Origin of the sequence: Amaricoccus tamworthensis (genome assembly GCF_049800875.1) — a bacterium.
Taxonomy (GTDB): Bacteria; Pseudomonadota; Alphaproteobacteria; order Rhodobacterales; family Rhodobacteraceae; genus Amaricoccus; species Amaricoccus tamworthensis.
In genome coordinates, this window is the sequence record NZ_JBNAFV010000008.1 from 60,253 (window position 1) to 79,804 (window position 19,552).

At 60.5% G+C, this 19,552-nt stretch carries 19 protein-coding genes; 9 read left to right on the forward strand and 10 right to left on the reverse strand.

Annotated features, from left to right (window positions below; all coding sequences use genetic code 11):
* The coding region (locus ACP15P_RS13735; RefSeq protein WP_424929044.1) for an FAD-dependent oxidoreductase at positions 1-514 on the reverse strand (514 nt) is incomplete at its 3' end.
* Positions 515-560: 46 nt separating this feature from the next.
* Between ACP15P_RS13735 and mnmC2 the strand changes: the two genes are divergently transcribed.
* On the forward strand, positions 561-1,241 hold the full coding sequence (gene mnmC2, locus ACP15P_RS13740; protein WP_424929045.1) for a tRNA (5-methylaminomethyl-2-thiouridine)(34)-methyltransferase MnmC2: 681 nt from the start codon (positions 561-563) through the stop codon (positions 1,239-1,241).
* Positions 1,241-2,110 carry a DMT family transporter gene (locus ACP15P_RS13745; RefSeq protein WP_424929046.1) on the forward strand — a complete coding sequence of 290 codons (870 nt, stop codon included), beginning with the start codon at positions 1,241-1,243 and terminating at the stop codon, positions 2,108-2,110. The genes mnmC2 and ACP15P_RS13745 overlap by 1 nt, the downstream gene beginning before the upstream one ends.
* A 17-nt stretch (positions 2,111-2,127) precedes the next feature.
* Here the strand turns inward: ACP15P_RS13745 and ACP15P_RS13750 are convergent, their stop codons facing one another.
* On the reverse strand, positions 2,128-4,248 hold the full coding sequence (locus ACP15P_RS13750; protein ID WP_424929047.1) for a lytic transglycosylase domain-containing protein: 2,121 nt from the start codon (positions 4,246-4,248) through the stop codon (positions 2,128-2,130).
* Positions 4,249-4,717: 469 nt separating this feature from the next.
* Positions 4,718-5,674: a calcium/sodium antiporter gene (locus ACP15P_RS13755; protein ID WP_424929048.1), complete on the reverse strand. Its 957-nt coding sequence runs from the start codon at positions 5,672-5,674 to the stop codon at positions 4,718-4,720.
* Positions 5,675-5,835: 161 nt separating this feature from the next.
* Here ACP15P_RS13755 and map point away from each other — a divergent pair, with 161 nt between their 5' ends.
* Positions 5,836-6,585: a type I methionyl aminopeptidase gene (gene map / locus ACP15P_RS13760; protein WP_424929049.1), complete on the forward strand. Its 750-nt coding sequence runs from the start codon at positions 5,836-5,838 to the stop codon at positions 6,583-6,585.
* Here map and ACP15P_RS13765 read toward each other — a convergent pair whose 3' ends face one another.
* Positions 6,586-7,806 carry a polyhydroxyalkanoate depolymerase gene (locus tag ACP15P_RS13765; protein WP_424929050.1) on the reverse strand — a complete coding sequence of 407 codons (1,221 nt, stop codon included), beginning with the start codon at positions 7,804-7,806 and terminating at the stop codon, positions 6,586-6,588.
* Between the two features lie 101 nt (positions 7,807-7,907).
* On the opposite strand from ACP15P_RS13765, the gene ACP15P_RS13770 reads away from it, so the two are divergent.
* Complete coding sequence (locus ACP15P_RS13770; RefSeq protein WP_424929051.1) at positions 7,908-8,561, forward strand: glutathione S-transferase; 654 nt, start codon at positions 7,908-7,910, stop codon at positions 8,559-8,561.
* 16 nt (positions 8,562-8,577) lie between these two features.
* On the opposite strand, the gene ACP15P_RS13775 is transcribed toward ACP15P_RS13770, so the two are convergent.
* Positions 8,578-10,335 (reverse strand): AAA family ATPase, encoded by a 1,758-nt coding sequence (locus tag ACP15P_RS13775; protein ID WP_424929052.1) that lies wholly within the window; start codon positions 10,333-10,335, stop codon positions 8,578-8,580.
* Positions 10,336-10,921: 586 nt separating this feature from the next.
* On the opposite strand from ACP15P_RS13775, the gene ACP15P_RS13780 reads away from it, so the two are divergent.
* From ACP15P_RS13780 to dapA, 3 genes are all read left to right on the forward strand, one after another.
* Positions 10,922-11,542: a TetR/AcrR family transcriptional regulator gene (locus ACP15P_RS13780; RefSeq protein ID WP_424929053.1), complete on the forward strand. Its 621-nt coding sequence runs from the start codon at positions 10,922-10,924 to the stop codon at positions 11,540-11,542.
* A gap of 4 nt (positions 11,543-11,546) precedes the next feature.
* Positions 11,547-12,527, forward strand: coding sequence for a zinc-binding dehydrogenase (locus tag ACP15P_RS13785; protein ID WP_424929054.1), 981 nt, complete (start codon positions 11,547-11,549; stop codon positions 12,525-12,527).
* A gap of 233 nt (positions 12,528-12,760) precedes the next feature.
* Complete coding sequence (gene dapA / locus ACP15P_RS13790) at positions 12,761-13,636, forward strand: 4-hydroxy-tetrahydrodipicolinate synthase (protein WP_424929055.1); 876 nt, start codon at positions 12,761-12,763, stop codon at positions 13,634-13,636.
* A gap of 33 nt (positions 13,637-13,669) precedes the next feature.
* On the opposite strand, the gene ACP15P_RS13795 is transcribed toward dapA, so the two are convergent.
* The 5 genes from ACP15P_RS13795 to ACP15P_RS13815 all read right to left on the reverse strand — a co-directional run bounded on the left by ACP15P_RS13795 (position 13,670) and on the right by ACP15P_RS13815 (position 17,323).
* A complete protein-coding gene (locus ACP15P_RS13795) occupies positions 13,670-14,077 on the reverse strand; it encodes a hypothetical protein (RefSeq protein ID WP_424929056.1) in 408 nt (135 codons plus the stop codon).
* A gap of 142 nt (positions 14,078-14,219) precedes the next feature.
* On the reverse strand, positions 14,220-14,864 hold the full coding sequence (locus tag ACP15P_RS13800) for an O-methyltransferase (protein WP_424929057.1): 645 nt from the start codon (positions 14,862-14,864) through the stop codon (positions 14,220-14,222).
* Positions 14,865-14,896: 32 nt separating this feature from the next.
* Positions 14,897-15,586 (reverse strand): hypothetical protein, encoded by a 690-nt coding sequence (locus ACP15P_RS13805; RefSeq protein WP_424929058.1) that lies wholly within the window; start codon positions 15,584-15,586, stop codon positions 14,897-14,899.
* A complete protein-coding gene (locus tag ACP15P_RS13810; RefSeq protein ID WP_424929059.1) occupies positions 15,583-16,416 on the reverse strand; it encodes a glycosyltransferase in 834 nt (277 codons plus the stop codon). The genes ACP15P_RS13805 and ACP15P_RS13810 overlap by 4 nt, the downstream gene beginning before the upstream one ends.
* A 4-nt stretch (positions 16,417-16,420) precedes the next feature.
* Entirely contained in the window at positions 16,421-17,323 is a 903-nt protein-coding gene (locus ACP15P_RS13815; protein WP_424929060.1) for a glycosyltransferase family 92 protein, read from the reverse strand.
* A gap of 117 nt (positions 17,324-17,440) precedes the next feature.
* Here ACP15P_RS13815 and ACP15P_RS13820 point away from each other — a divergent pair, with 117 nt between their 5' ends.
* On the forward strand, positions 17,441-18,340 hold the full coding sequence (locus ACP15P_RS13820; RefSeq protein ID WP_424929061.1) for an ROK family protein: 900 nt from the start codon (positions 17,441-17,443) through the stop codon (positions 18,338-18,340).
* Between the two features lie 9 nt (positions 18,341-18,349).
* The gene (locus ACP15P_RS13825) at positions 18,350-19,540 is read left to right on the forward strand and encodes a DegT/DnrJ/EryC1/StrS family aminotransferase (RefSeq protein WP_424929062.1); all 1,191 of its coding nucleotides are present in this window, start codon (positions 18,350-18,352) and stop codon (positions 19,538-19,540) included.
* Positions 19,541-19,552 lie beyond the last annotated feature (12 nt).

Below are 19,552 nucleotides of genomic sequence, written 5' to 3' on the forward strand. Positions count from 1 at the left end.
CCCACCCTGCCCCCCCCCCGCCCCCCGGGGGGGGGGGGGGGGGGGGGCGCGCCCCCCCCCCCCCCGACAGGGTCTCATGGATCGCGCCATGGGTCGCCACCTCAGCCGACATCCAGGATGGCGCCGGCCCGACCGTCCACTCATATTCCCCGGCCCAGGCCTCCAGGGCCGCCGGTTCCTGGCCGCGGGCATTTTCCAGCGCCCTTTCCGAGTCGAGCGGCATCCACCGGCCAACGCGTCCGTAGCCCGTTGGCAAGCCGCTGATGGCCTCGATATTCTTCCAGTGTCGCGCGGCTGAGATTAGCGCATCCAGTTGAAACTGTTTCTTTTCCGTCCAGTTGCGCGGCAAATGGGGAGACAGCGCACCAACGAGGCCGCCGCTCGCGCCCGATCCCGGCTCCGCCTGATCGAACACCAGGGTTTTCAGACCCGCCTCCGCACAAAAGAACGCGCAGTTCAGGCCCAGAAACCCGCCACCGACCACCACGACATCGTAATTACCGCTCTTCACCATTGCCCCGCATCAGCCTATGGTCCCCGAAATTTCACCGGGGTAAATCATGTCTGCGTCCAGGACGCAAAAGGCGGATCTGGACTGGCGGGACGGGCTTGTGCCGGTTTCCAGACAGTTTCAGGATCCTTATTTCTCGCTTGCCGATGGCATGGCGGAATCACGTCATGTGTTTCTGGCCGGCAACCGCCTGCCCGAACGCCTAACGGACGGTTTCCACGTGGCCGAACTTGGGTTTGGTACGGGCCTGAACGCCATGCTGCTGGCGCAGGCCTGGGCCGGGGAAAACCGACCGGGCCGCATTTCATATACCGGTTTCGAGGCCTTCCCTATGAACCCGGACGACATGGCCCAGGCGCACAGGGCCTGGCCAAACCTCGCGGGGCTGTCGGAAAGCCTCATCGCGGAATGGCGGGCAGGCACAAAGCAATTTGCACTTGGCGGTGTGGATGTCACCCTGGTTTTTGGCGATGCGCGTCAGACCGTGCCGGCTTGGGACGGTGTGGCCGACGCCTGGTTTCTCGACGGGTTCAGCCCCGCCAAAAACCCCGAACTCTGGGAGCCTGACCTGCTGCGCGCGGTCGGTGAACACACCAAATCCGGGGGAACCTTCGCCACCTACAGTGCCGCCGGCCATGTCCGGAGCAGCTTGGCCGATGGGGGTTTTGAAGTTGAACGGACGAATGGATTTGGCCGCAAGCGGCACATGACAATTGGAATAAAATACTGATGGTGCTTAACAATCCCCGCCGGGGCATTACGCTCATGATTACCGCGATGTTTGTCTTCGCAATCCAGGACGGCATCTCACGGCATCTGGCCGAAACCTACAACGTCATGACGGTCGTGATGCTGCGCTACTGGTTTTTTGCCATTTTTGCCGTGGCCATTTCCATGCGTCACGGCAGCAGTCTCAAACAGGTCGCGCACAGCGAAACCCCCTGGCTGCAGATTTTCCGTGGCGTGCTGCTGGTCTTCGAGATCGTCGTGACGGTCGTGGCGTTTGTTCGGCTCGGCCTCATTGAGACCCATGCGATTTTTGCGATTTACCCCCTGATGGTTGCCGCGCTCGCCGGTCCGTTTTTGGGAGAATATGTCGGCTGGCGGCGGAAAATTGCGATCTGCGTCGGACTTGTGGGCGTGTTGATCATTCTGCGACCGGGCCTGAAGGTTTTCAGCCCCGATGCACTTATCCCACTGCTCGCGGCATTTATGTTTGCAATCTATGCACTTACCACCCGCATGGTGGCCCGCAAGGACAGTGCGGCGACGAGTTTTTTCTATACGGGCGTGGCCGGAGCGGTTGCGATCACAGTGATCGCGCCGTTTTTCTGGACGCCAATGCAGGGCGTTGCGGACTGGCTTTGGATGCTCGCTTTGTGCATTTCCGGGGCCTCCGGGCACTTCCTTCTGATCAAGGCGTATGAAGCGACCGAGGCGGGGAACCTGCAGCCGTTTGCCTATTTTCAGCTGGTTTTCGTGACCATATTTGGCCTGACGCTCTTCCAGGAGCGCACTGATGCCTGGACCGTGGCTGGCAGTATTTTGATCCTGACGGCAGGGCTCTTCACCCTGCTCCGTCAGGCCAAACTTAAGTAATCATTGAGGAATTTTCCTCAGCCACCCAGCCCCTGAAACCCCTGCGGGCGCGGGCGGGGGCGGTTCATCTCCTCCACCGGACGGGCCATAACGCGAAGCGGTTCGGTACGGCGCCGGGTCACGGAAGGCGGCAGGATCTGACCGCCCCCGGTGACAGTCTCCGACGCCATGAGGATGGGTTCGGGGCTTTCGCCGAGGCGCATGCGGTAGACCTGGATGCCCTCCATGACCCGCTGCACGTAGTTGCGGGTCTCGTTGTAGGGGATCATTTCCATCCAGGTGACCATGGAAATTTCGCCTTTGCGGGGGTCGCCATATTCGTCGAGCCATTGGCTCACGCGGCTGGGGCCGGCATTGTAGGCGGCCGCGGCGAGGGGTTCGGAGCCGTCAAAACGCTTCAGCATTCGGGACAGATATTCAGTGCCAAGACGGGCGTTGTAGGACGGATCCGAGAGCAGTCTGGATTTGCTGTAATTCACTGATATTGAAGCGGAAACCTGCGATGCGGTGGCCGGCATCAACTGCATCAGACCCAGCGCACCGGCATGGCTTTCGGCACCGTGATTGAACTCCGATTCCTGTCTCGCAATGGCCAGTGCGAACTCGGTGGGGACGGGCCAGGGGGTGTTGGCGATGGGGTGGAGGGGGTAGTACTGGTCGAGGATGACGATGCCGTCGCGGGTGGCCTGTTTGGCGATGCGCACGCCGATGTGGGGCAGGCCGCTGTCGATGGCCATCTGGGCGATTTGTGCCCTGATTTCAGCGGGTTGGCCCTCTGACGCGTGGGTCAGGAAGCGTGTGGCGAGGCTGTCATACCCCGCATCGGACAGCATCCAGGCGGCTTGTACCACCGACGTTTGGGTCGCCGGAGTGTCCTTCCATGCTGAATAAGTGTCCCGTTCTGCTGCTGAAGTGGCGCAGATTGTGTTTGGTTTGGCACACTCTGCAGAGGGAATGGCGATTTTTGGCGCAGATTGCACGTGGTTTGCCGCCAGCTGGCCATAGAAACTGGTGAAATGCCCCGCAGCCATGGTGAAGGCCTCCTGGGCCGCGGCATCATCCCCGGCGGCCTCAAAGGCGAGGCCCTGCCAATAGCCGGCGCGGCCAAGACTGATCGGGGTTGCGACGACCTCGCGGAACCGGGTGAAATGCTCGGCGGCTTTTTCCGGCGCGTCGAGGAAGGTAAGGGCGATGAAGCCGGCGACCCACTCGGAATCGGCAAAAGACCAGCCTTCGGAGCCGTAGTTGCGGGAGGCGATGGCATAGGCGCGCTCGTATTCGCCACGGCGCATGGCCTGGCGGGCGAGGTTGGCGCGGCGGGGCATCCACTCTTCGGGTCGGCCCAACGAGGCGAGAGATTTGGAATGCTGAAGGATGAAAGCCTCGGCATCATCCCAACGTCCTTTTTTGGTGCGGTAGAGATACCGCTCATAGGCGAGACCGGGATTTGCGGCAAGGTATTTGGGCACCGCCATGATCTGAAGCTGAAGACCTGGCGTATCGCGGCGGGTTGCGATTCGGGCGCGGGCCAGTTTCTGCCAGTCGGCGTCCACGTAAGGCAACATCACCTCGGCCTCGCCGGTGTGACCGCGCCAGAGCAGCATGTCGAGACGGGCGACGTGATGGGGCTTGAGCAAATCGCCCCAGCGCTCAAGGAATTCGAGACGCTCGGGGCGGGACAGGGAATGTTCCAGCCAGCCGCGTATGACCTCGCGTTCGGCTTCGTCCACGCGGTTTTCGCGAATCAGGGCGTCGGCCAGACGAAGCGTTCCGGTGCCGGTTTGCGGACGGCCGCCGTCAAACCAGGCCGTAAGCTCCTCAACGGAAAGGTCGCCGGGAAGCTCATATTCCCCGGCGCGGCGCAGGGCATCGAGGCCGGGCCAGTCGGGATTGCGCAGGATGAAATCCTGGTATTCGGCCCAGGTTCCCGTGCTGCCGCGCAGGCGGGACCACAGGATAATGTCGCGGGCCTCGGGGCGCGACATTTGACGGGCCAGGGCGTCGGCCCGGTCCCAGTCCTGTTGAGTCGTTGCCGAGAGTGCCTGTTGCAGCAGATCCGTACCGGTCGCGGCAAATGCCGGGGCCGGGCTGAGAAGACAGATCACACCGAAGATCCGAAGGGCTTTAACACATTTCATGACAATTCCGCCGTTGTGTAACCGGATTTTCTGCCGCTCAGGCATTACCATTGCGTGAATCAGGCGCAATCGGAGTGGCGCCTGACGTTTATGAGGAACAGGGATAGTACGGAATCCGGTTTCGTTTAAACGGAATTCGGTGAAGTTTGATCACTGAATTGCGAGTGTGGTTTTGGCGGGGTTTGAGGAAATGACCCCTGGGCTATGGAATTCACCCGTCTACACCTTCTGGCCTGACCCGAGGCATGACGCGGCATGCCCGACTTTGGGAGGGCTTCGTCCTGGTTGGTCAGCTCGGTTCGCGTAAACTCCTGAGACCTTTGAGCAGAGGCCGACGTCGCGGATGCCCTCCCGGGGGGAAAGTCGGGCATGGCGTGTCGTGCCGACACGCCGGGAATGGTGGCGGAACTTTCGCCCAATACCCGGCCGCGCAGAGGTCCGCGATGCCCTCGGTTGTTGTGCGGTGGGTTTAAACCAGCAGCAGCCAGGCAAGATAGCCCGCGTAAAGCGCCACCATCAGACCGCCCTCGCGGCGGCCAACGCGCCAGCCGGTGCGGGCGAAGAGGATCATCAGCAGGGTCGCGGCGGACATGACCCAGATATCGAGGCGGATAATCTCGGGCGGGACCGTCATGGGCTGGATCAGGGCGGTGACGCCGAGAATGCCCAGGATGTTGAAGATGTTGCTGCCGATGACGTTGCCGAAGGCCACATCGCCCTGCCCCTTGCGGACGGCGATGACGGCGGTGACCAGCTCGGGCATGGATGTGCCGATGGCCACGATGGTCAAGCCGATCACGGCCTCGGAGAGACCGGCGGCCTGGGCAATATCTACGGCACCGGAGACAAGAAAGCGGGCGCCAAGGATTGTGATCACAAGCCCGATGAGGGCGATTCCAAGTGCCACGGGCATTGCGTAGTCGGGACCGGGTAGTGCATCGGCCTCCGCCTCGTATACTGTGGATGCGGGAGAATCGGGCGTGCGGCGTTCACTGAGAATCGTCCAGGCGAGGTAGAGACCGAGTGAGATCACAAAAACAAGTCCGGCCATGCGCCCGGCCTCCCCGAGCAGGACAACGCCGAGACAAAGCAGCGTGGCGAGGACCAGAACGCCGCCATCCCGCCGGAATGCGGCGGGGTCCACGGCCACGGGCGCGAGCAAAGCGGCAATTCCCAGAATCAGGAGGATGTTCCCGATATTGGAGCCAACGACGTTGCCGACGGCGATGCCGGGCGAGCCGGACAGCGCGGCCTGAAGGCTGGTGACAAGCTCGGGCGTTGAAGTGCCGAAGCCCACCAGCGTCAGGCCGATGACCATGGGCGAAATGCCGAAGGACCGGGCTGCCGACACGGCTCCGCGCACCAGCATTTCGCCGCCAATAACAAGGCCCGCCAAGCCCGCAATAACCAGTCCAAGCGCCCCCATGACCGGTTTTCCTTCCGTGATGTTTGACACCGGACAAACTGGTGCGGCTGCAGGGTAATGCAAGACAGCCGATGCCGGCAGTCGAAAATTATTGTCGGACGCTCTGCGGGACATTTGCCGAGCGGCGGGGTAAGGTCACGCAACTCATACGGGACAGAGCCATGACGATCACGAAACAGGACGAGTTGCTGGGGCTTAAGGAAATCGGCCGCATTGTCGCCAATACCATGCACGCCATGGCGCAGGCGATGGAGCCGGGCATGACCACGCGCGATCTGGACGCGATTGGCGCGCGACTGCTCGACCAGGAGGGGGCGGTGCCGGCGCCCAATTCGGAATACGGGTTTCCGGGCGCGACCTGCATCAGCGTGAACGAGGAGATTGCCCACGGCATTCCCGGAGAACGGGTGATTGCCACGGGCGATCTGGTAAATATTGACGTCTCCGCCTCCAAAAACGGGTTCTTCGCGGATACCGGGGCGAGTTTTCGGGTTGGACGGGTCGATCCCGCGCTGGGTCGGCTGTGCCGCGATGGCAAACGCGCGATGGAGATCGGGATTGCCCAGGTGGGCAGTAACAAACCGCTTGCCGGGATCGGGAACGCAATTGGCAAATTTGCAAAGGCGCGGGATTACACGCTGATCCGCAATCTTGCCAGTCATGGTGTTGGTCGGTCGCTGCACGAGTATCCCGAATCAGTGGCAACGTGGCCCACGCGAAATGACACGCGGCGGATCACCAAGGGCCTGGTTCTGACCGTCGAGCCGTTTTTGTCCATGGGCGGGCATGAGGCCGTTGAGGGCGATGACGGCTGGACGCTCTACAGCCAGCCTTCCGCGCCGGTGGTGCAGTATGAGCATACGGTGGTGGCGACGGACCGGGGTGCGATTGTGGTGACCCTGCCGGGCTGATCACTCCATCGACAGGATCAGGTTGCGCACTACGGGATAAATCTCACGCTCCCATTTTTTACCGTTGAAAACGCCGTAATGGCCAACATTGGCCTGAAGGTGGTGGCGTTTCAGATGCGGGCGCAGCGAGTTGCAGAGATCATGGGCGGCGGCGGTCTGGCCCAGCGCGCAGATGTCGTCGCGGCCGCCCTCCACGGTCAGCAGCGCGGTTCGGCGGATGGCGCCGGGGTCGACCGGTTTGCCGTGATAAGTAAATTCGCCCTTCGCGAGTTCGGCCTTTTGGAAAACGCGGTCGATTGTCTCGAGATAGAACTCTCCGGGCAGATCGAGTACGGCGAGGTATTCGTCGTAGAAGTCGGTGATCCGGCGCGCGGCCTCCACGTCACCGGCGGCGAGCAGGCGGTAGAGTTTGTTGTACTGGTCGCGGTGGCGGCTCCCGTTCATCGACATGAAGGCGATGAGCTGGACGAAGCCGGGATAAACCTCGCGGCCGCGGCCCCGGTGGCGGGCGGGTACGGTGCCGATGACGTTGTTCTCAAACCAGCTCATGGGCTTTTCGTTGGCAAGGTCGTTGACGGCCGTGGGGCTCTCGCGCACGTCGATGGGACCGGCCATCAGGGTCATGGTGCGGGGGGTGGCCGGGTTGTTGTCCTGCGACATGACGGCCACCGCGATCAGGGCCTGGACGCAGGGCTGACAGACGGCCAGCACATTGCCGCCGGGGCCGATCTCCTCAAGGAAGCGGATCAGGTAGTCGACATAATCCTCGACCCCGAAGCGCCCGGCCTCCAGTGGCACGTCGCGGGCATTGGCCCAGTCGGTGATGTAAACGTCATGGTCACGCAGGAGCACCTCGACCGTCCCGCGCAGGAGTGTGGCGAAATGGCCTGAGAGGGGGGCGACTACGAGGACTTTGGGTTGGGGGGTGTCGATGTCCTTGGCGAAGTGCAGGAGGCGGCCGAAGGGAAGGTCGAGGGTGGTTTCCTCGGTCACGGGGACCTGGCGGTTGCCGACCGGGACGCTGGCGATGTTGAAGCCTGGATTGGAATGGGTGATGCGCCAGCGGGAGAACACATGAAGCATGGCGTCCCAGGGACGGGTGCCGTTGTTCAGGATGTCGGAGCCGGGGAGCCCCTGGGGCCACATGAAACGCGCGTGATCGGCAAGGCGCCGGAACGGGGCGATCATGTCATCCTGGAGCTGGTACATCTGGTAGAGCATTCAGACTTCCTTCCGTAGCGGCGAAAAAAAGACTGGCGAAGTCCGTTTCGCAATGTAACAGTACAGGTTGCGGTGCAGCATGCAAGCAAGTTGAGGTAGAATTGCCGAAAGCCACACTCACCATATCGTCCAAGAACTATTCGTCATGGTCTCTGCGGGGCTGGCTGCTGTGCAGGATGGCGGGGCTGGAATTCGAGGAAAAGCCGGTAAATGTGGACGATCCGGAGAGCCGGCTGGAGCTGCTGCTTCTGTCACCATCGGTGCGTGTGCCGCGGCTGAGCCACCAGGGGGTCGAGGTCTGGGACACCCTGGCGATTGCGGAGTACCTGCACGAGATTGCGCCCGGGGCCGGGCTTCTGCCTACGGATGTTGCGATGCGGTCGCACTGCCGGGCGGTATCGGGGGAAATTCATTCGGGGTTCTACAACCTGCGCTCGGCGCTGCCGATGAACATCAAGGCGCGGCATGAACGGTTCAAGATCTTCTCGGGCGCGCGGCCGGACGTGCAGCGGATCCGGGAGATCTGGCACGGCTGTCTCGACCGCTATGGCGGGCCGTTCCTGTTCGGGGAACCGACCATGGCCGATGCGATGTACGCGCCGGTCTGTACCCGGTTCCGCACCTATTCGGTCGAGATGGACCCCACGCTGGAGGCCTATTGCCAGACGATCTTCGACTGGGCCCCGATGGTGGAGTGGACCGAGGGCGCGCTGGCCGAACCGGATGAGATGGCGGAACTGGACGTGGAGTTTTGAGGGGGAATAAGAAGACTTAATTAGCCTGCCGAATACTCTGTACGATTTCGCTGACCCGGTCATCTAAATCAAGAATTTTGAAGTTTGCTGGCTGTTCGCAGACTTTAGAGGCAGCCCCTACCTTATCGCCGTTTTTGTATACTACATGTTTACCCTGGTCTTTGCTCTTGGTGTAAAAATAAAAGGCATGATCAAATTGCCCACCCTTGTGCGGTTTGGAATAGGCTCGCGGATGACACGCCTTCAACGCTTTCTGCAATTCGTCGTAGCTGATATAATTCTCAATTTCACGACCAGCAGTAATCCAAGCCGTCCTGCCAGACTCCTCCATTTCAGTCTGAATACGTTTCGCGTTTTCCTTTAATTCGCCACCTTCCTGCTCACGGTCACTGTCCATGACGATAGCGCAGTTTCGATTGAGTTTAAGGATCTTGATGAAGTCATCAATTGCACCATCTGCTCTTTCTTCGGCAGCACTTAAATGCTTTATTAGGCCTCCCCCATAGAACATTATGGAATAATCAATGCCTTCTATTAGCTTTGGACTCTTTTGTTTAATCCAATGACGAAGGTATATTCGGTCCGAAGGACCCTCGACCCAAATTACAAAATTTGCCTGAAGAATATCCGATGCCTTGTAACCCAATTCCCCTAGCAAACTGTGCCGCTCGGAATCATTCACTACGAGGCGAAAACGTGTCTGTACTCCGTCATTTGAAACGTGGAAAATACTTGCTCCGTCATAGTCGATCAGAGCTGCAGAATGCGTGGCGATAAAATATTGATTGTCCGTTTTTTCTGCGATGTATCTAATAAGTTTCCTTTGTAGTACCGGGTGCAAGTGAATCTCGGGCTCTTCTAAACAAAGTATCTTTTTCTTATGAATAGTACAAAACGAAGCTATCAACACCGTCTCATGTATCCCGGTTCCCAAGGAAGAAAGCGGCAATACCTTGTTGTCCATATGTACAAGTAGGTGTTCACGGTCGCTTGGGACCTCAAGTTCAGCATCATCCTTGCCCGTGACCTCCCTCAAGAACTCATTGATTTTCCGAAATTCATCTTTTTTGAATTGCTCGTGAAAATCAGGGTTTTGTAACCCTGCGAGATGGTCAATCAAACCTTTTCCAGTCAGATCAGTAAAATCTTCTTTTGTTCCGCCAAGTTGCCGCTTCGCGGGTATCATAAAACAATCGGGTATATTAGCGTCACCTGCTCGAATTATGGAATTTAAGGTGCCAGGGATCCATTGCTCCTCCAATGTCCCATGTATGCCTTTCGACAAATACTTCCAGATTAATTCCCATTCATCCGGCTCAACAATCGATTTTATCTCTTTTATTTCACTCTCGTTCAAAAAGACTGATGTTAATTCTCGCCCAATGTAACGGGCCCATACGAAACCATTTTGTGAAACTTTTTTGAGAAGTATGTTCAGTTTCTCTTCAATACGAGCCTCATTATACCATTGCCCTTGAAATCCTTTTTCTATTTTACTTTTACAAGAACGTTGAAGTTCATCAATCGGAAAACCAAAAGCAACAAAAAAAGGTCCCTCTGGCGTGCCTCTGTAATGTTCTGGCCCTGACAATTGTTGAGACATTTCATCTGCTGAACGAGGAAGCTGAGAACAAATCAAATTCAGAGCAATCGATTTACCGGCGTTATTGGGACCTATAAAAAAGTTTATTTGTCCGAAGGGACAAATGTACTGCCTTTCCGAACCGATTCCTCGGTAAAATTGAGCGGATATGCCATGTAGGAAAGTTGACATTATTGAACAACCCAATTGAAAATTGCATCGAAACTCAGTCCAAATGCCTAGCCACATGAGACAATAGTGCCAGGAAAATTGGGAGGCAAAAAAAAAATTCAAAGTAAAAGGTGAATATCAATCGTCTTTACCCGGCACGGAATCAAGGGGCGACCAGCCCCGCCGTGCCTGCGCCGGACCGTCCCCTGGGACGGCGCATCGCTGGTGTTTGCGCATAGTTCAGTCGCTCGTGGAGAGTGGTGCCATCAACTGCGTTGATCAGGCGTTGGGGGCGCCCTCCCCCGGTCCGGCGCTGGCCCGGCTCATCGCGTGGGGTGAGGGACAGGAGTTCTTTGGTCGACGGGCCGTTGCGTCATTAACGTTGGCGCGCCGGTTTGCCGGACGAGGTGGGCTTCGGCATGAAACCGCGCTGCAGAGGGGGGTGGTGCGCCGTCCCCCGGTCCGTCGCTGGCCCGGCTTGTCGCGTGTGGTTGGGGGCGGGATATCCCGGTCCCTCACGCCGTCGCTGGTCCGGCTTACCGCGTAGGCTTTCACGGTGCCGTGAGGGGGCTAGACGACTGGTCTATTACTGACCAGATAGCCTCCCATGACAGAGGCACGTAAATCCGATCTGACGCGGAAACGCATACTTGATGCGGGACGGGCGCTGGTTTTGCGGCACGGGTTTTCCGGTGTCGGGCTGGCGCGGATCCTGGCGGAAAGTGGCGTGCCCAAGGGGTCGTTTTACTACTATTTCGCGTCCAAGGAGGCCTTCGGCACCGCTCTTCTGGCGGATTATGTCGAAGGCTATCTTGCCCGGTTTGACGGGCTGATCGCGGAGCGGGAATCCGCGGGCGCACGGCTTGACCGGTTCTGGGATGCCTGGCTCGAGACGTCGAATTCCGCGGGAATCGCGGGCGACTGTCTCGTGGTCAAGCTGGGCGCGGAGGTTGCCGATCTGTCAGACGCCATGCGCGTGACGCTGGATACGGGCGTTGACGGGCTGGTTGCGCGTATTGCCGGGCTCCTGCGCGAGGGTGCGCGGGACGGGTCGGTCCGGGGTCTGGACGATCCGGAGGCCACGGCACGGATGCTTTACGCGAAATGGCTCGGGGCGGCGGTGCTGGCAAAACTGGCACGCAGCGACGCGCCTTTGGTTTTGGCCCGGGCCGAGACACGAGAACAGCTTTCCCCGGATGGGGTTTCACACACTGATTTAAAGGACTGACACCATGTTGGCAGCAATTCACGACTCCTTCGGCGAACCGGCCGAGGTTATCACCCCACGCGACACCGACCGGCCCGAACCGGCCGAGGGCGAGGCTCTGGTGCGGATGGTCCTGTCACCGATCCACAACCACGATCTTTGGACGGTGCGCGGCAATTACGGCTACAAACCCGAACTGCCGGGTGCAATTGGCGGCTCCGAGGCGGTTGGCATTGTTGAGGCCGTGGGGGACGGCGTTGATGAGGCGCTGGTTGGTAAACGTGTGGCTGCGGCGGGCGTTCATGGCACCTGGGCGGAGTATTTCACGGGGCCCGCAGGCGGGCTGCTGCCGCTGCCCGACGAGATTTCCGATGAGGCGGGCGCGCAGCTGATCGCGATGCCGTTCAGCGCTCTGTCGCTGCTGGAGACGCTGAAGGTTGGTGAGGGCGACTGGCTGATCCAGACCGCCGCGAACGGTGCGGTTGGCAAGATCATGGCCGGGCTGGCGAAATCGCGGGGCATTCACCTGCTGAACCTGGTGCGCCGGGACGGAGCGGCAGACGAGTTGCGTGATGCGGGGATTGATAATGTTTTGTCGACCTCGGATGAGAACTGGAAAGACCAGGCGCGTGAGCTGATCGGTGAGAACGGTGCGGTGTCGGCGATCGATTCGGTTGGCGGTGACACGGCGGGTGATCTGGTGGATCTGCTTGGCCGGGATGGCGAACTGGTGGTGTTTGGCACCGCGACCGGCCAACCCCTGACCATGTCGTCGGCGGATCTGATCATGAAGCACATCACGGTCAAGGGCTTCTGGGGCTCGCGGGTCAGCAGTGAAATGGACCCTGACACGCGCAACCGGCTGATTTTTGAGCTGGTCGGGCTGGCCGCGAAGGGTGAACTGCCGCTGGATGTGGGTGGAACATTTGTGCTGGATGACAGTGTCGAGGCCATGAAAGCGGCGCTTGAGCCTGGACGCGGCGGCAAGATCATGTTGCGGCCCTGATTTCGGGATTGAGACAGGGGTAACGGGCCATGTTCCGCATGGCCCGTTGCTTTTCCGTCACATTGCCAGCTTGCGGTAACGGCGGTTCGAGATTAAAGCACGTGGGCTTTTGGGTGAATCGTGGGGTTTTGCCGGCGGTTTTGATGCCGTCTTTCCCGTAATTCATCCGGCAGCCTGGCCGCGCGGGAGTGTCCCGCGTTTGTTTTTGATCCCTACGCCCCCTGGAGGCACCCATGTTTAAAGGCTCCATTCCCGCCCTCGTCACACCGTTTCGCGACGGAAAAGTGGACGACAAGGCGCTCAAGGACCTGGTGAACTGGCATGTTGACCAGGGTTCCCACGGCATCGTTGCAGTGGGCACGACCGGTGAGACACCGACGCTGACGCATGAGGAGCACGAGCACTGCATCGAGGTGATCGTGGAGACGGCGGCGGGCCGCATTCCCGTGATTGCCGGTGCCGGGTCGAACGCGACCGAGGAATCCGTGTCGCTGATGCAGTTTGCCAAAAAGGTGGGTGCGGATGCGGCCCTGGTGGTGACGCCCTACTACAACAAGCCGAACCAGCGCGGGCTCTATCACCATTTCAAGACACTGCATGACGCGGTGGATCTTCCCATTTTTATCTACAATATTCCGGGCCGGTCGATTGTGGACATGTCGCCTGCGACGATGGGTGAGCTGGCCAAACTGCCGCGGATTATCGGTGTGAAGGATGCCACCGGCGACGTATCGCGGGTGAGTGACCAGCGCGCGACCTGTGGCAAGGATTTCATCCAGATCTCCGGTGAGGACGCGACGGCACTGGGCTTCAACGCCCATGGCGGTCAGGGCTGCATCTCGGTTGTGGCGAATGTGGCGCCGAAACTGTCAGCGGAGTTCCAGAACATGATGCTGGCCGGTGACTATGCGGGCGCGATTGAGTTGCAGGACCGGCTCCTGCCGCTGCACCGGGCGTGTTTTGCGGAGCCCAATCCTGGCCCCACGAAATACGCACTGTCGGTTTTGGGCAAATGCACCGAGGACGTGCGCTCGCCGCTCGTCCCGATTGAGCAGACCACCCGCGATCTGATGGACGCGGCGATGCGTCATGCGGGTCTGATCAACTAAAGCTCTGATTTTGGGGGCCGTATTGGCGGCTTCCTATGACAGGGGCGAACCGAACACAATTGCACAGAATATGGCCATGACGATGGAAAGGCCCGTCATCATGGCGCAGACGCGCAGTGTCGTCAGGAGCGGCGGGCGCACGGCTTCCGCGCCGGGGCCGGCGGTTTCGGGCATAATGCGCGGGAAAATCACGTACATCAGGCCAAGGCCGATGAAATAGATCGTGGGGCCGAACAGGCCGAAAATAAGCACGCCGAAGAACGCAGAGGCGGAGGAAAAGCCAAGACCACACAGCCACCACAGGGTGAACGGGGTCAGGGGGGAATCGGCGGGGACGTCGAGTTCACGGTGGTCCGCCTGCAGAAGCATGGCCGCCGCGTAGAAGGTGGCGTGCAGGCCCGGATAGAGGCTCAGCACCATTGGTAAGTCATAGATCGTCATTCTGCCGTCCAGTGATTCCGCCACGGTTCGCGAATGGATTCGCGCCCCCCAAGGCCCTGTGGAGACAGGACTAGGGAGAAAGGGTTGGAAAAGCCTTTATGGCCCGACATTCATTTTGGTTTTTTCGGGGCCGGTCGGCGGCTCAGGGGCGTTCGGGTTTTCCCATCAGACGGCGGAAGAGGCGCACGTGGCCGCGGGGGCGGGCGTAGTCGGGGTCGGAATAGGTCGCGATGATCCAGGGCAGGTGCTTCTTCGGGACGGGGGCGGGTTCCAGCTCGAACCTCGCCATGCGGCCCACGATTTCGACAGGTTTTACAAGGCGTTCCACGTGCGCGTATTGCGGGCGGGTGTCGTAGTCGTCGAAGAGCAGCGTGACGGGCCTCTCGATGAGCATGGCGGTGGTGACGAAACAGGCCGGACGAAACCGGCCGTCGACCAGCACAACATCCGGGTGGGTGAAGTCCGGGTCGCTCCAGACCGCGAGCGGATAGGTGTGAAAGAGGTGCGAATGGGCCCGCGAGGTGGGTGCGCCCCAGCGGCGGGTGGGGCCGATATCGGCATGGCGGACCTTTACGCGGTCGGCGGCGCCGGCTTTTTCGACATGTGCGGCCACGTATTTGGCCCAGTTCGGGTCGCTTTCCACCGAGAGCGCGCGGCATCCGGGTGTTTGTGCCGCGATCAGGGTGGACCCGCCACTGCCGTATTCAAGGATTGAGGTGGCGCGGGAATAGACCTGTTTCAGCAGGTCCGCTTCCTTCTCCGGAAGGGTCAGGATTGGCGCGGACATTGGTTTTGTTCCTTATTGTTGTTTCGTTTTTGTCAGCCCCGTGACAGTCCGGCCGCGCTGAGCAGTTTGTTCAGGCGGGATTTTTTGGTTGGATGGTAGCGGTTGAGATGGAGAATGACCGGATCAGTATCGCGAGAAAAAAGACGGTCGATCAGCCGGTAGCTGCGCGTGTTGTACCGCGCGGGTAATATGGTGAAATGAAGATCGCTGACCCAGAGGAGTTCACGCAGGGTGATCTGGTCGGCGCCGAAGCCGGCCTCGGCATAGGCCGCGCTCCACTGGTCGAAAAAGCCCATCATGCGGGGGGTCCGGGCGTAGAGCATCACCCCGCTGTTGAGTTCGGGAAACGCCTCAGGCGGGCGGTGCCGCCAGACCATTTCGCGGCTGCGGTTGGGTTTGCGGCGGCGGTGGGCGATGGCAAATTCGAACTTGTCGAGCAGGCGCATCATGTCACCGAGATCGGCGACGATCCGCGTGTCGGTGTCCACATAGAGCGTGCGGTCGAAGGGCGTGCGACGCAGGCAGTCGACCTTGGACCGGGCGTGGGCGTTCTCAATGGGCAAAACCTGGTCGAAAACGTCGCCGGGATCGGCCTGGTCGGTGAAAATGGCGATGGGCAGACCGGGACTGTTTTCGCGCAGGGACGCGGCGGACAGCCGGGCGGCTTCGGTATGGGGTGCGCCGGTGGCCACGTAGATTACGCCTTCGCCCGCCTGGGTCATTCCGCCTCCGCCAGTTTGTCGATGCCGTATTCCGTCCAGGTCGTGCGGTTTTTGCGGACCGATTTTATCATGCTCTTGTGTTTTTTGATCTTTTCGGGGTCCTTGTAGCCGCGCGGGTGGTCGAGATGGACCAGTGGCGCGGTATAGCGGACATGGCGGCCGGCGACATCGGCGTTGATGAGGCGGACGCCGAATTCCTTGTCCACGCCGCCGTATTTGATGCGCTCGTCAAAGCCGTTCACGCGCAGGGCGTCCTCGCGGTACATGGCCGCGTTCGCGCCGCAGAGCGCCTTTTGGACCGGGGTTGCCACGTCGAGAAAACGCATGACCGGTCCGGGAAAGGGCATGGATTTGAGCCAGGTGCCGAAGCGGTTAAAAACGCCGTTCTCCTTCATCCATTTGGGGTCGAACACCGTGCCGTCCTCGATCATGTCAGCGGTAACGGAGGCGGTGGTTTTCTCGTCGAGGCGGATGAGGCTGCCGGTGCTGAACTGGCCGGGTTTCGAGACCTCGAGGTGGCGCGCGAAGAAGACCGGGTGGATCATCACGTCGCCGTCGATGAAGAACAGGAAATCGGCCTCTGAACTGCCGATGGCTTTGTTCAGGATGGCGGCTTTTTCGAAGCCGTTATCCTCGTGCCAGACGTGGCGGATGGAGAGGTTTGGGTGGTCGGCCTGGAAGGCGTCGACGGCAGCCCGGGTTTCGGGGCCGGAGCCGTCATCCGCGATGCAGATGCTGTCGGGGATATGGTTTTGCCGCGCAACGGAGGTCAAACACAGTATCAGGGGGCCTATGCTGTTATAGGTTGTGATGACGACCTCGGTACGCATGGGCCTATTCCCACCCGATCCGGGCGAAGTAGTCCAGTGCCGCGGTATCCTCGACCTGGTTCTTTTCGATGTTGGCGACGGTGCGGCGCACCTTGCGCTCGTATTCGGAGGTTTTGGCCAGCAGGTTGGGGCCACGGCCGATTTTGGCGGCTAGCTCCTCCTCGGAGCGGGTGTAGTAGTGGTTCAGCTGTATGTCATGGGCGGAGTAGAACTTCGGCTTTTCACGGTCCTCGGCGGAGAAACACTTGCCCTGGTCGTTACAGGTGTCGTCGCTGCCATCGACCTCCATGGAATGGACGCGCACGCCGGTCAGGTGACAGGGATCAACGATGCATTTGAAGGCCCGCACCCCGCGCAGGTCACTCATGGGGTCGGAGGCCCGCATTCTGTAGTTGCGTAGAACGCCACCGGCGGGACGTTTCATGTGGCCGGAGCGGCCAAACATGTGCCATGGCAGCGAGATGGAGCGGACGTCGCGCAGGTGTTGGAGCGCATCGTTGAGGTTCAGCGCGCTTTTGGGAATCAAAAATTCGTCCACATCGATGAAGGCCATCCAGCGGCAGGTTGAGCCGAAATTGCGTGCAGCATGGGCATAGGCGAGCACCTGGTTGTGAATCTCACGGCCCATGCGGGCGTCGGTGAAACTCTGGTTCCAGGGTACGGTGACGAGTTTTTCCGATGGCAGCACGTCGCGCAGGATGCTCATGGTCTCGTCGCTGCAGCCGTTGTCGTAGATCACGAAGCGGCTGACGCCGGCGCGGTTGTGGAAATGGGCCCATTCCCCGATATAGCGTCCTTCGTTTTTCACGATGGCGGTAATGGTCAGGCCGGAGCGGTCACCGGCGGGTTTTGGGGGTGTTATCCCGATTTTGCTTATTTTCCCAAAAATCGGAAGCTTCCAAAGCATGCCCACGTCCCCAAATTCGGCGTTTCACCTGTAACACCGGGAAAAGAGGAGGGAAAGCAGCGTTGCGCTGGTTTCCGCCCGGACATAAAACCTTCGGGACACTTTGGGGAGGCAGCCATGCGCCTGGGACTGGATTACGGTGGAACCAAGATCGAGGGCGTCGTGCTCTCTGAGAGCGGCGAGATGGCCGCGCGGGCGCGGGTTCCCACGCCGCGACACGACTATGACGGCGGCATCAGGGCGATCCATGATCTGCGAAACCAACTGGAGGCGGAAGCCGGCGGGCGGATCGAACAGGTTGGAATTGGCGTGCCGGGATCGGTTGACCGGAGTACGGGGTATGTGACGCTGGGCAACTCCACCTGGCTGCATGGGCGTGATCTGCGCGGGGATCTGATGGCAGCACTCGATCTGCCGGTGAAAATTGCCAACGACGCGAACTGTTTTGCCCTGTCGGAGGCCGTGGATGGTGCGGGCTCGGATGGGCAGGTGGTGTTCGGGGTGATCCTTGGCACCGGCGTGGGCGGCGGGGTCGTCGTAAACCGGCAGCTGGTTGAAGGGATCAACGCCGTCGGTGGCGAATGGGGGCATATTCCCCTGCCCACCCCGATGGATGACGAGCGCCCGGGTCCGCTGTGTTCCTGCGGTGTGCCGGGTCATATCGAAGCCTGGCTGTCGGGGCCGAGTTTTGCCGCGGATTATGCGCGGCGGGTTGGCATTGAGGGCGAAGGTCCGAAGGCGCCGGAGATTATCGAGATGGCTTATGCCGGAGACGCGGCGGCGGTGGAGACGCTGGAGCGGTTTGAGGACCGGCTGGGGCGGTCACTCGCCCTGATCGTCAATATTCTCGACCCGGATGTGATTGTGATGGGCGGTGGGCTGTCGAATGTTGAGCGGCTTTACCAGACAGTGCCCGCGCGGATTGAGCCGCATGTGTTTGGCGACCGGTTCAGGACGCGGCTGGTGCGGAACATGCATGGTGACAGTTCGGGCGTGCGCGGCGCGGCCTGGCTCTAGGGGGCGGATATGGTGGACAGGTTTACCGGGAATTTTACCCAGCAGGAGCCGATACCGGACGATGCCATAGAGGCGGCGGTGGCGGTTCTGCGGTCCGGGCGGCTGCATCGCTACAACGTGGCGGGCGATGATCCGGGCGAGACGGCCCTGCTGGAGAGGGAATATGCGGAGTGGCAGGGTGCGACATACTGCATCGCGCTGGCCTCCGGCGGGCAGGCTTTGCAGATTGCGATGCGGGCGTCCGGGGTCATCCACGGGGATCAGGTTCTGACCAACGCCTTTACGCTTGCGCCAGTACCGGGTGCGATTGCAGCGGTGGGCGGCGTACCGGTTCTGGTGGAAATTGATGAGAACCTGCGGCTCGACCTGGATGATCTGGAGAAGAAGGCCCAGGAGACCGGAGCGAAGTTCCTGTTGCTGTCGCATATGCGCGGGCATCTGTGTCACATGGACCGGCTGATGCGGATTGCGGACGGAGCCGGAATTAAGGTGATCGAGGATTGCGCCCATACGATGGGGGCGACGTGGAACGGGACGCGCTCGGGGAATTTTGGCGTTGCGGGCTGTTTTTCGACGCAGACCTATAAGCACATGAACTCTGGTGAGGGCGGGTTTCTGACCACGGACGACCCGGATCTCGCCGCGCGGGCGGTGATTCTGTCCGGCAGTTACATGCTGCATCAAAGGCACGGTGCGGCGCCGGGGCCGGAGGTTTTTGCGCAAATCCGGCTTGAGACGCCGAACATGTCGGCGCGGATGGACAATCTGCGGGCGGCGATTCTGCGGCCGCAGCTGAGGGGCCTGGAACGAAACGTGCTGCGCTGGAACGAACGCTATGACGCGGTGGCGGCGGGCCTTGAGGGCAACAATTCCATTCGGCTGCCGGTGCGGCCGGAGGCGGAGACCGGGGTTGGCTCGTCCATTCAGTTTCGCGTGCCGGGGTTTAGTCGGGATGAGTGTCAGGCACTGGTGCGGCAGGCGGGTGAGCGGGGCGTTGAGCTGAAGTGGTTTGGCGCGGCGGAACCGGTCGGGTTTACCTCCGACTACCGGTCCTGGCAGTACATACCGAAACAGCACCTGCCCCGGTCGGAGGAGGTGCTGTCGACGTTGTTTGATTTACGGCTGCCGCTGACATTTTCCGTGGAAGATTGCGGCGTGCTGGCCCGGATCATTTCGGAAACGGTGTCCGGGGTCAGGTAGCGAACCGGCCCG

Bases quoted from the DNA above. Each gene is read 5' to 3' on its own strand.
- mnmC2 (WP_424929045.1), top strand. From the start codon at position 561: ATGTCTGCGTCCAGGACGCAAAAGGCGGATCTGGACTGGCGGGACGGG.
- ACP15P_RS13745 (WP_424929046.1), top strand. From the start codon at position 1,241: ATGGTGCTTAACAATCCCCGCCGGGGCATTACGCTCATGATTACCGCG.
- ACP15P_RS13750 (WP_424929047.1), bottom strand. From the start codon at position 4,248: ATGAAATGTGTTAAAGCCCTTCGGATCTTCGGTGTGATCTGTCTTCTC.
- ACP15P_RS13755 (WP_424929048.1), bottom strand. From the start codon at position 5,674: ATGGGGGCGCTTGGACTGGTTATTGCGGGCTTGGCGGGCCTTGTTATT.
- map (WP_424929049.1), top strand. From the start codon at position 5,836: ATGACGATCACGAAACAGGACGAGTTGCTGGGGCTTAAGGAAATCGGC.
- ACP15P_RS13765 (WP_424929050.1), bottom strand. From the start codon at position 7,806: ATGCTCTACCAGATGTACCAGCTCCAGGATGACATGATCGCCCCGTTC.
- ACP15P_RS13775 (WP_424929052.1), bottom strand. From the start codon at position 10,335: ATGTCAACTTTCCTACATGGCATATCCGCTCAATTTTACCGAGGAATC.
- ACP15P_RS13780 (WP_424929053.1), top strand. From the start codon at position 10,922: ATGACAGAGGCACGTAAATCCGATCTGACGCGGAAACGCATACTTGAT.
- ACP15P_RS13785 (WP_424929054.1), top strand. From the start codon at position 11,547: ATGTTGGCAGCAATTCACGACTCCTTCGGCGAACCGGCCGAGGTTATC.
- dapA (WP_424929055.1), top strand. From the start codon at position 12,761: ATGTTTAAAGGCTCCATTCCCGCCCTCGTCACACCGTTTCGCGACGGA.
- ACP15P_RS13795 (WP_424929056.1), bottom strand. From the start codon at position 14,077: ATGACGATCTATGACTTACCAATGGTGCTGAGCCTCTATCCGGGCCTG.
- ACP15P_RS13800 (WP_424929057.1), bottom strand. From the start codon at position 14,864: ATGTCCGCGCCAATCCTGACCCTTCCGGAGAAGGAAGCGGACCTGCTG.
- ACP15P_RS13805 (WP_424929058.1), bottom strand. From the start codon at position 15,586: ATGACCCAGGCGGGCGAAGGCGTAATCTACGTGGCCACCGGCGCACCC.
- ACP15P_RS13810 (WP_424929059.1), bottom strand. From the start codon at position 16,416: ATGCGTACCGAGGTCGTCATCACAACCTATAACAGCATAGGCCCCCTG.
- ACP15P_RS13815 (WP_424929060.1), bottom strand. From the start codon at position 17,323: ATGCTTTGGAAGCTTCCGATTTTTGGGAAAATAAGCAAAATCGGGATA.
- ACP15P_RS13820 (WP_424929061.1), top strand. From the start codon at position 17,441: ATGCGCCTGGGACTGGATTACGGTGGAACCAAGATCGAGGGCGTCGTG.
- ACP15P_RS13825 (WP_424929062.1), top strand. From the start codon at position 18,350: ATGGTGGACAGGTTTACCGGGAATTTTACCCAGCAGGAGCCGATACCG.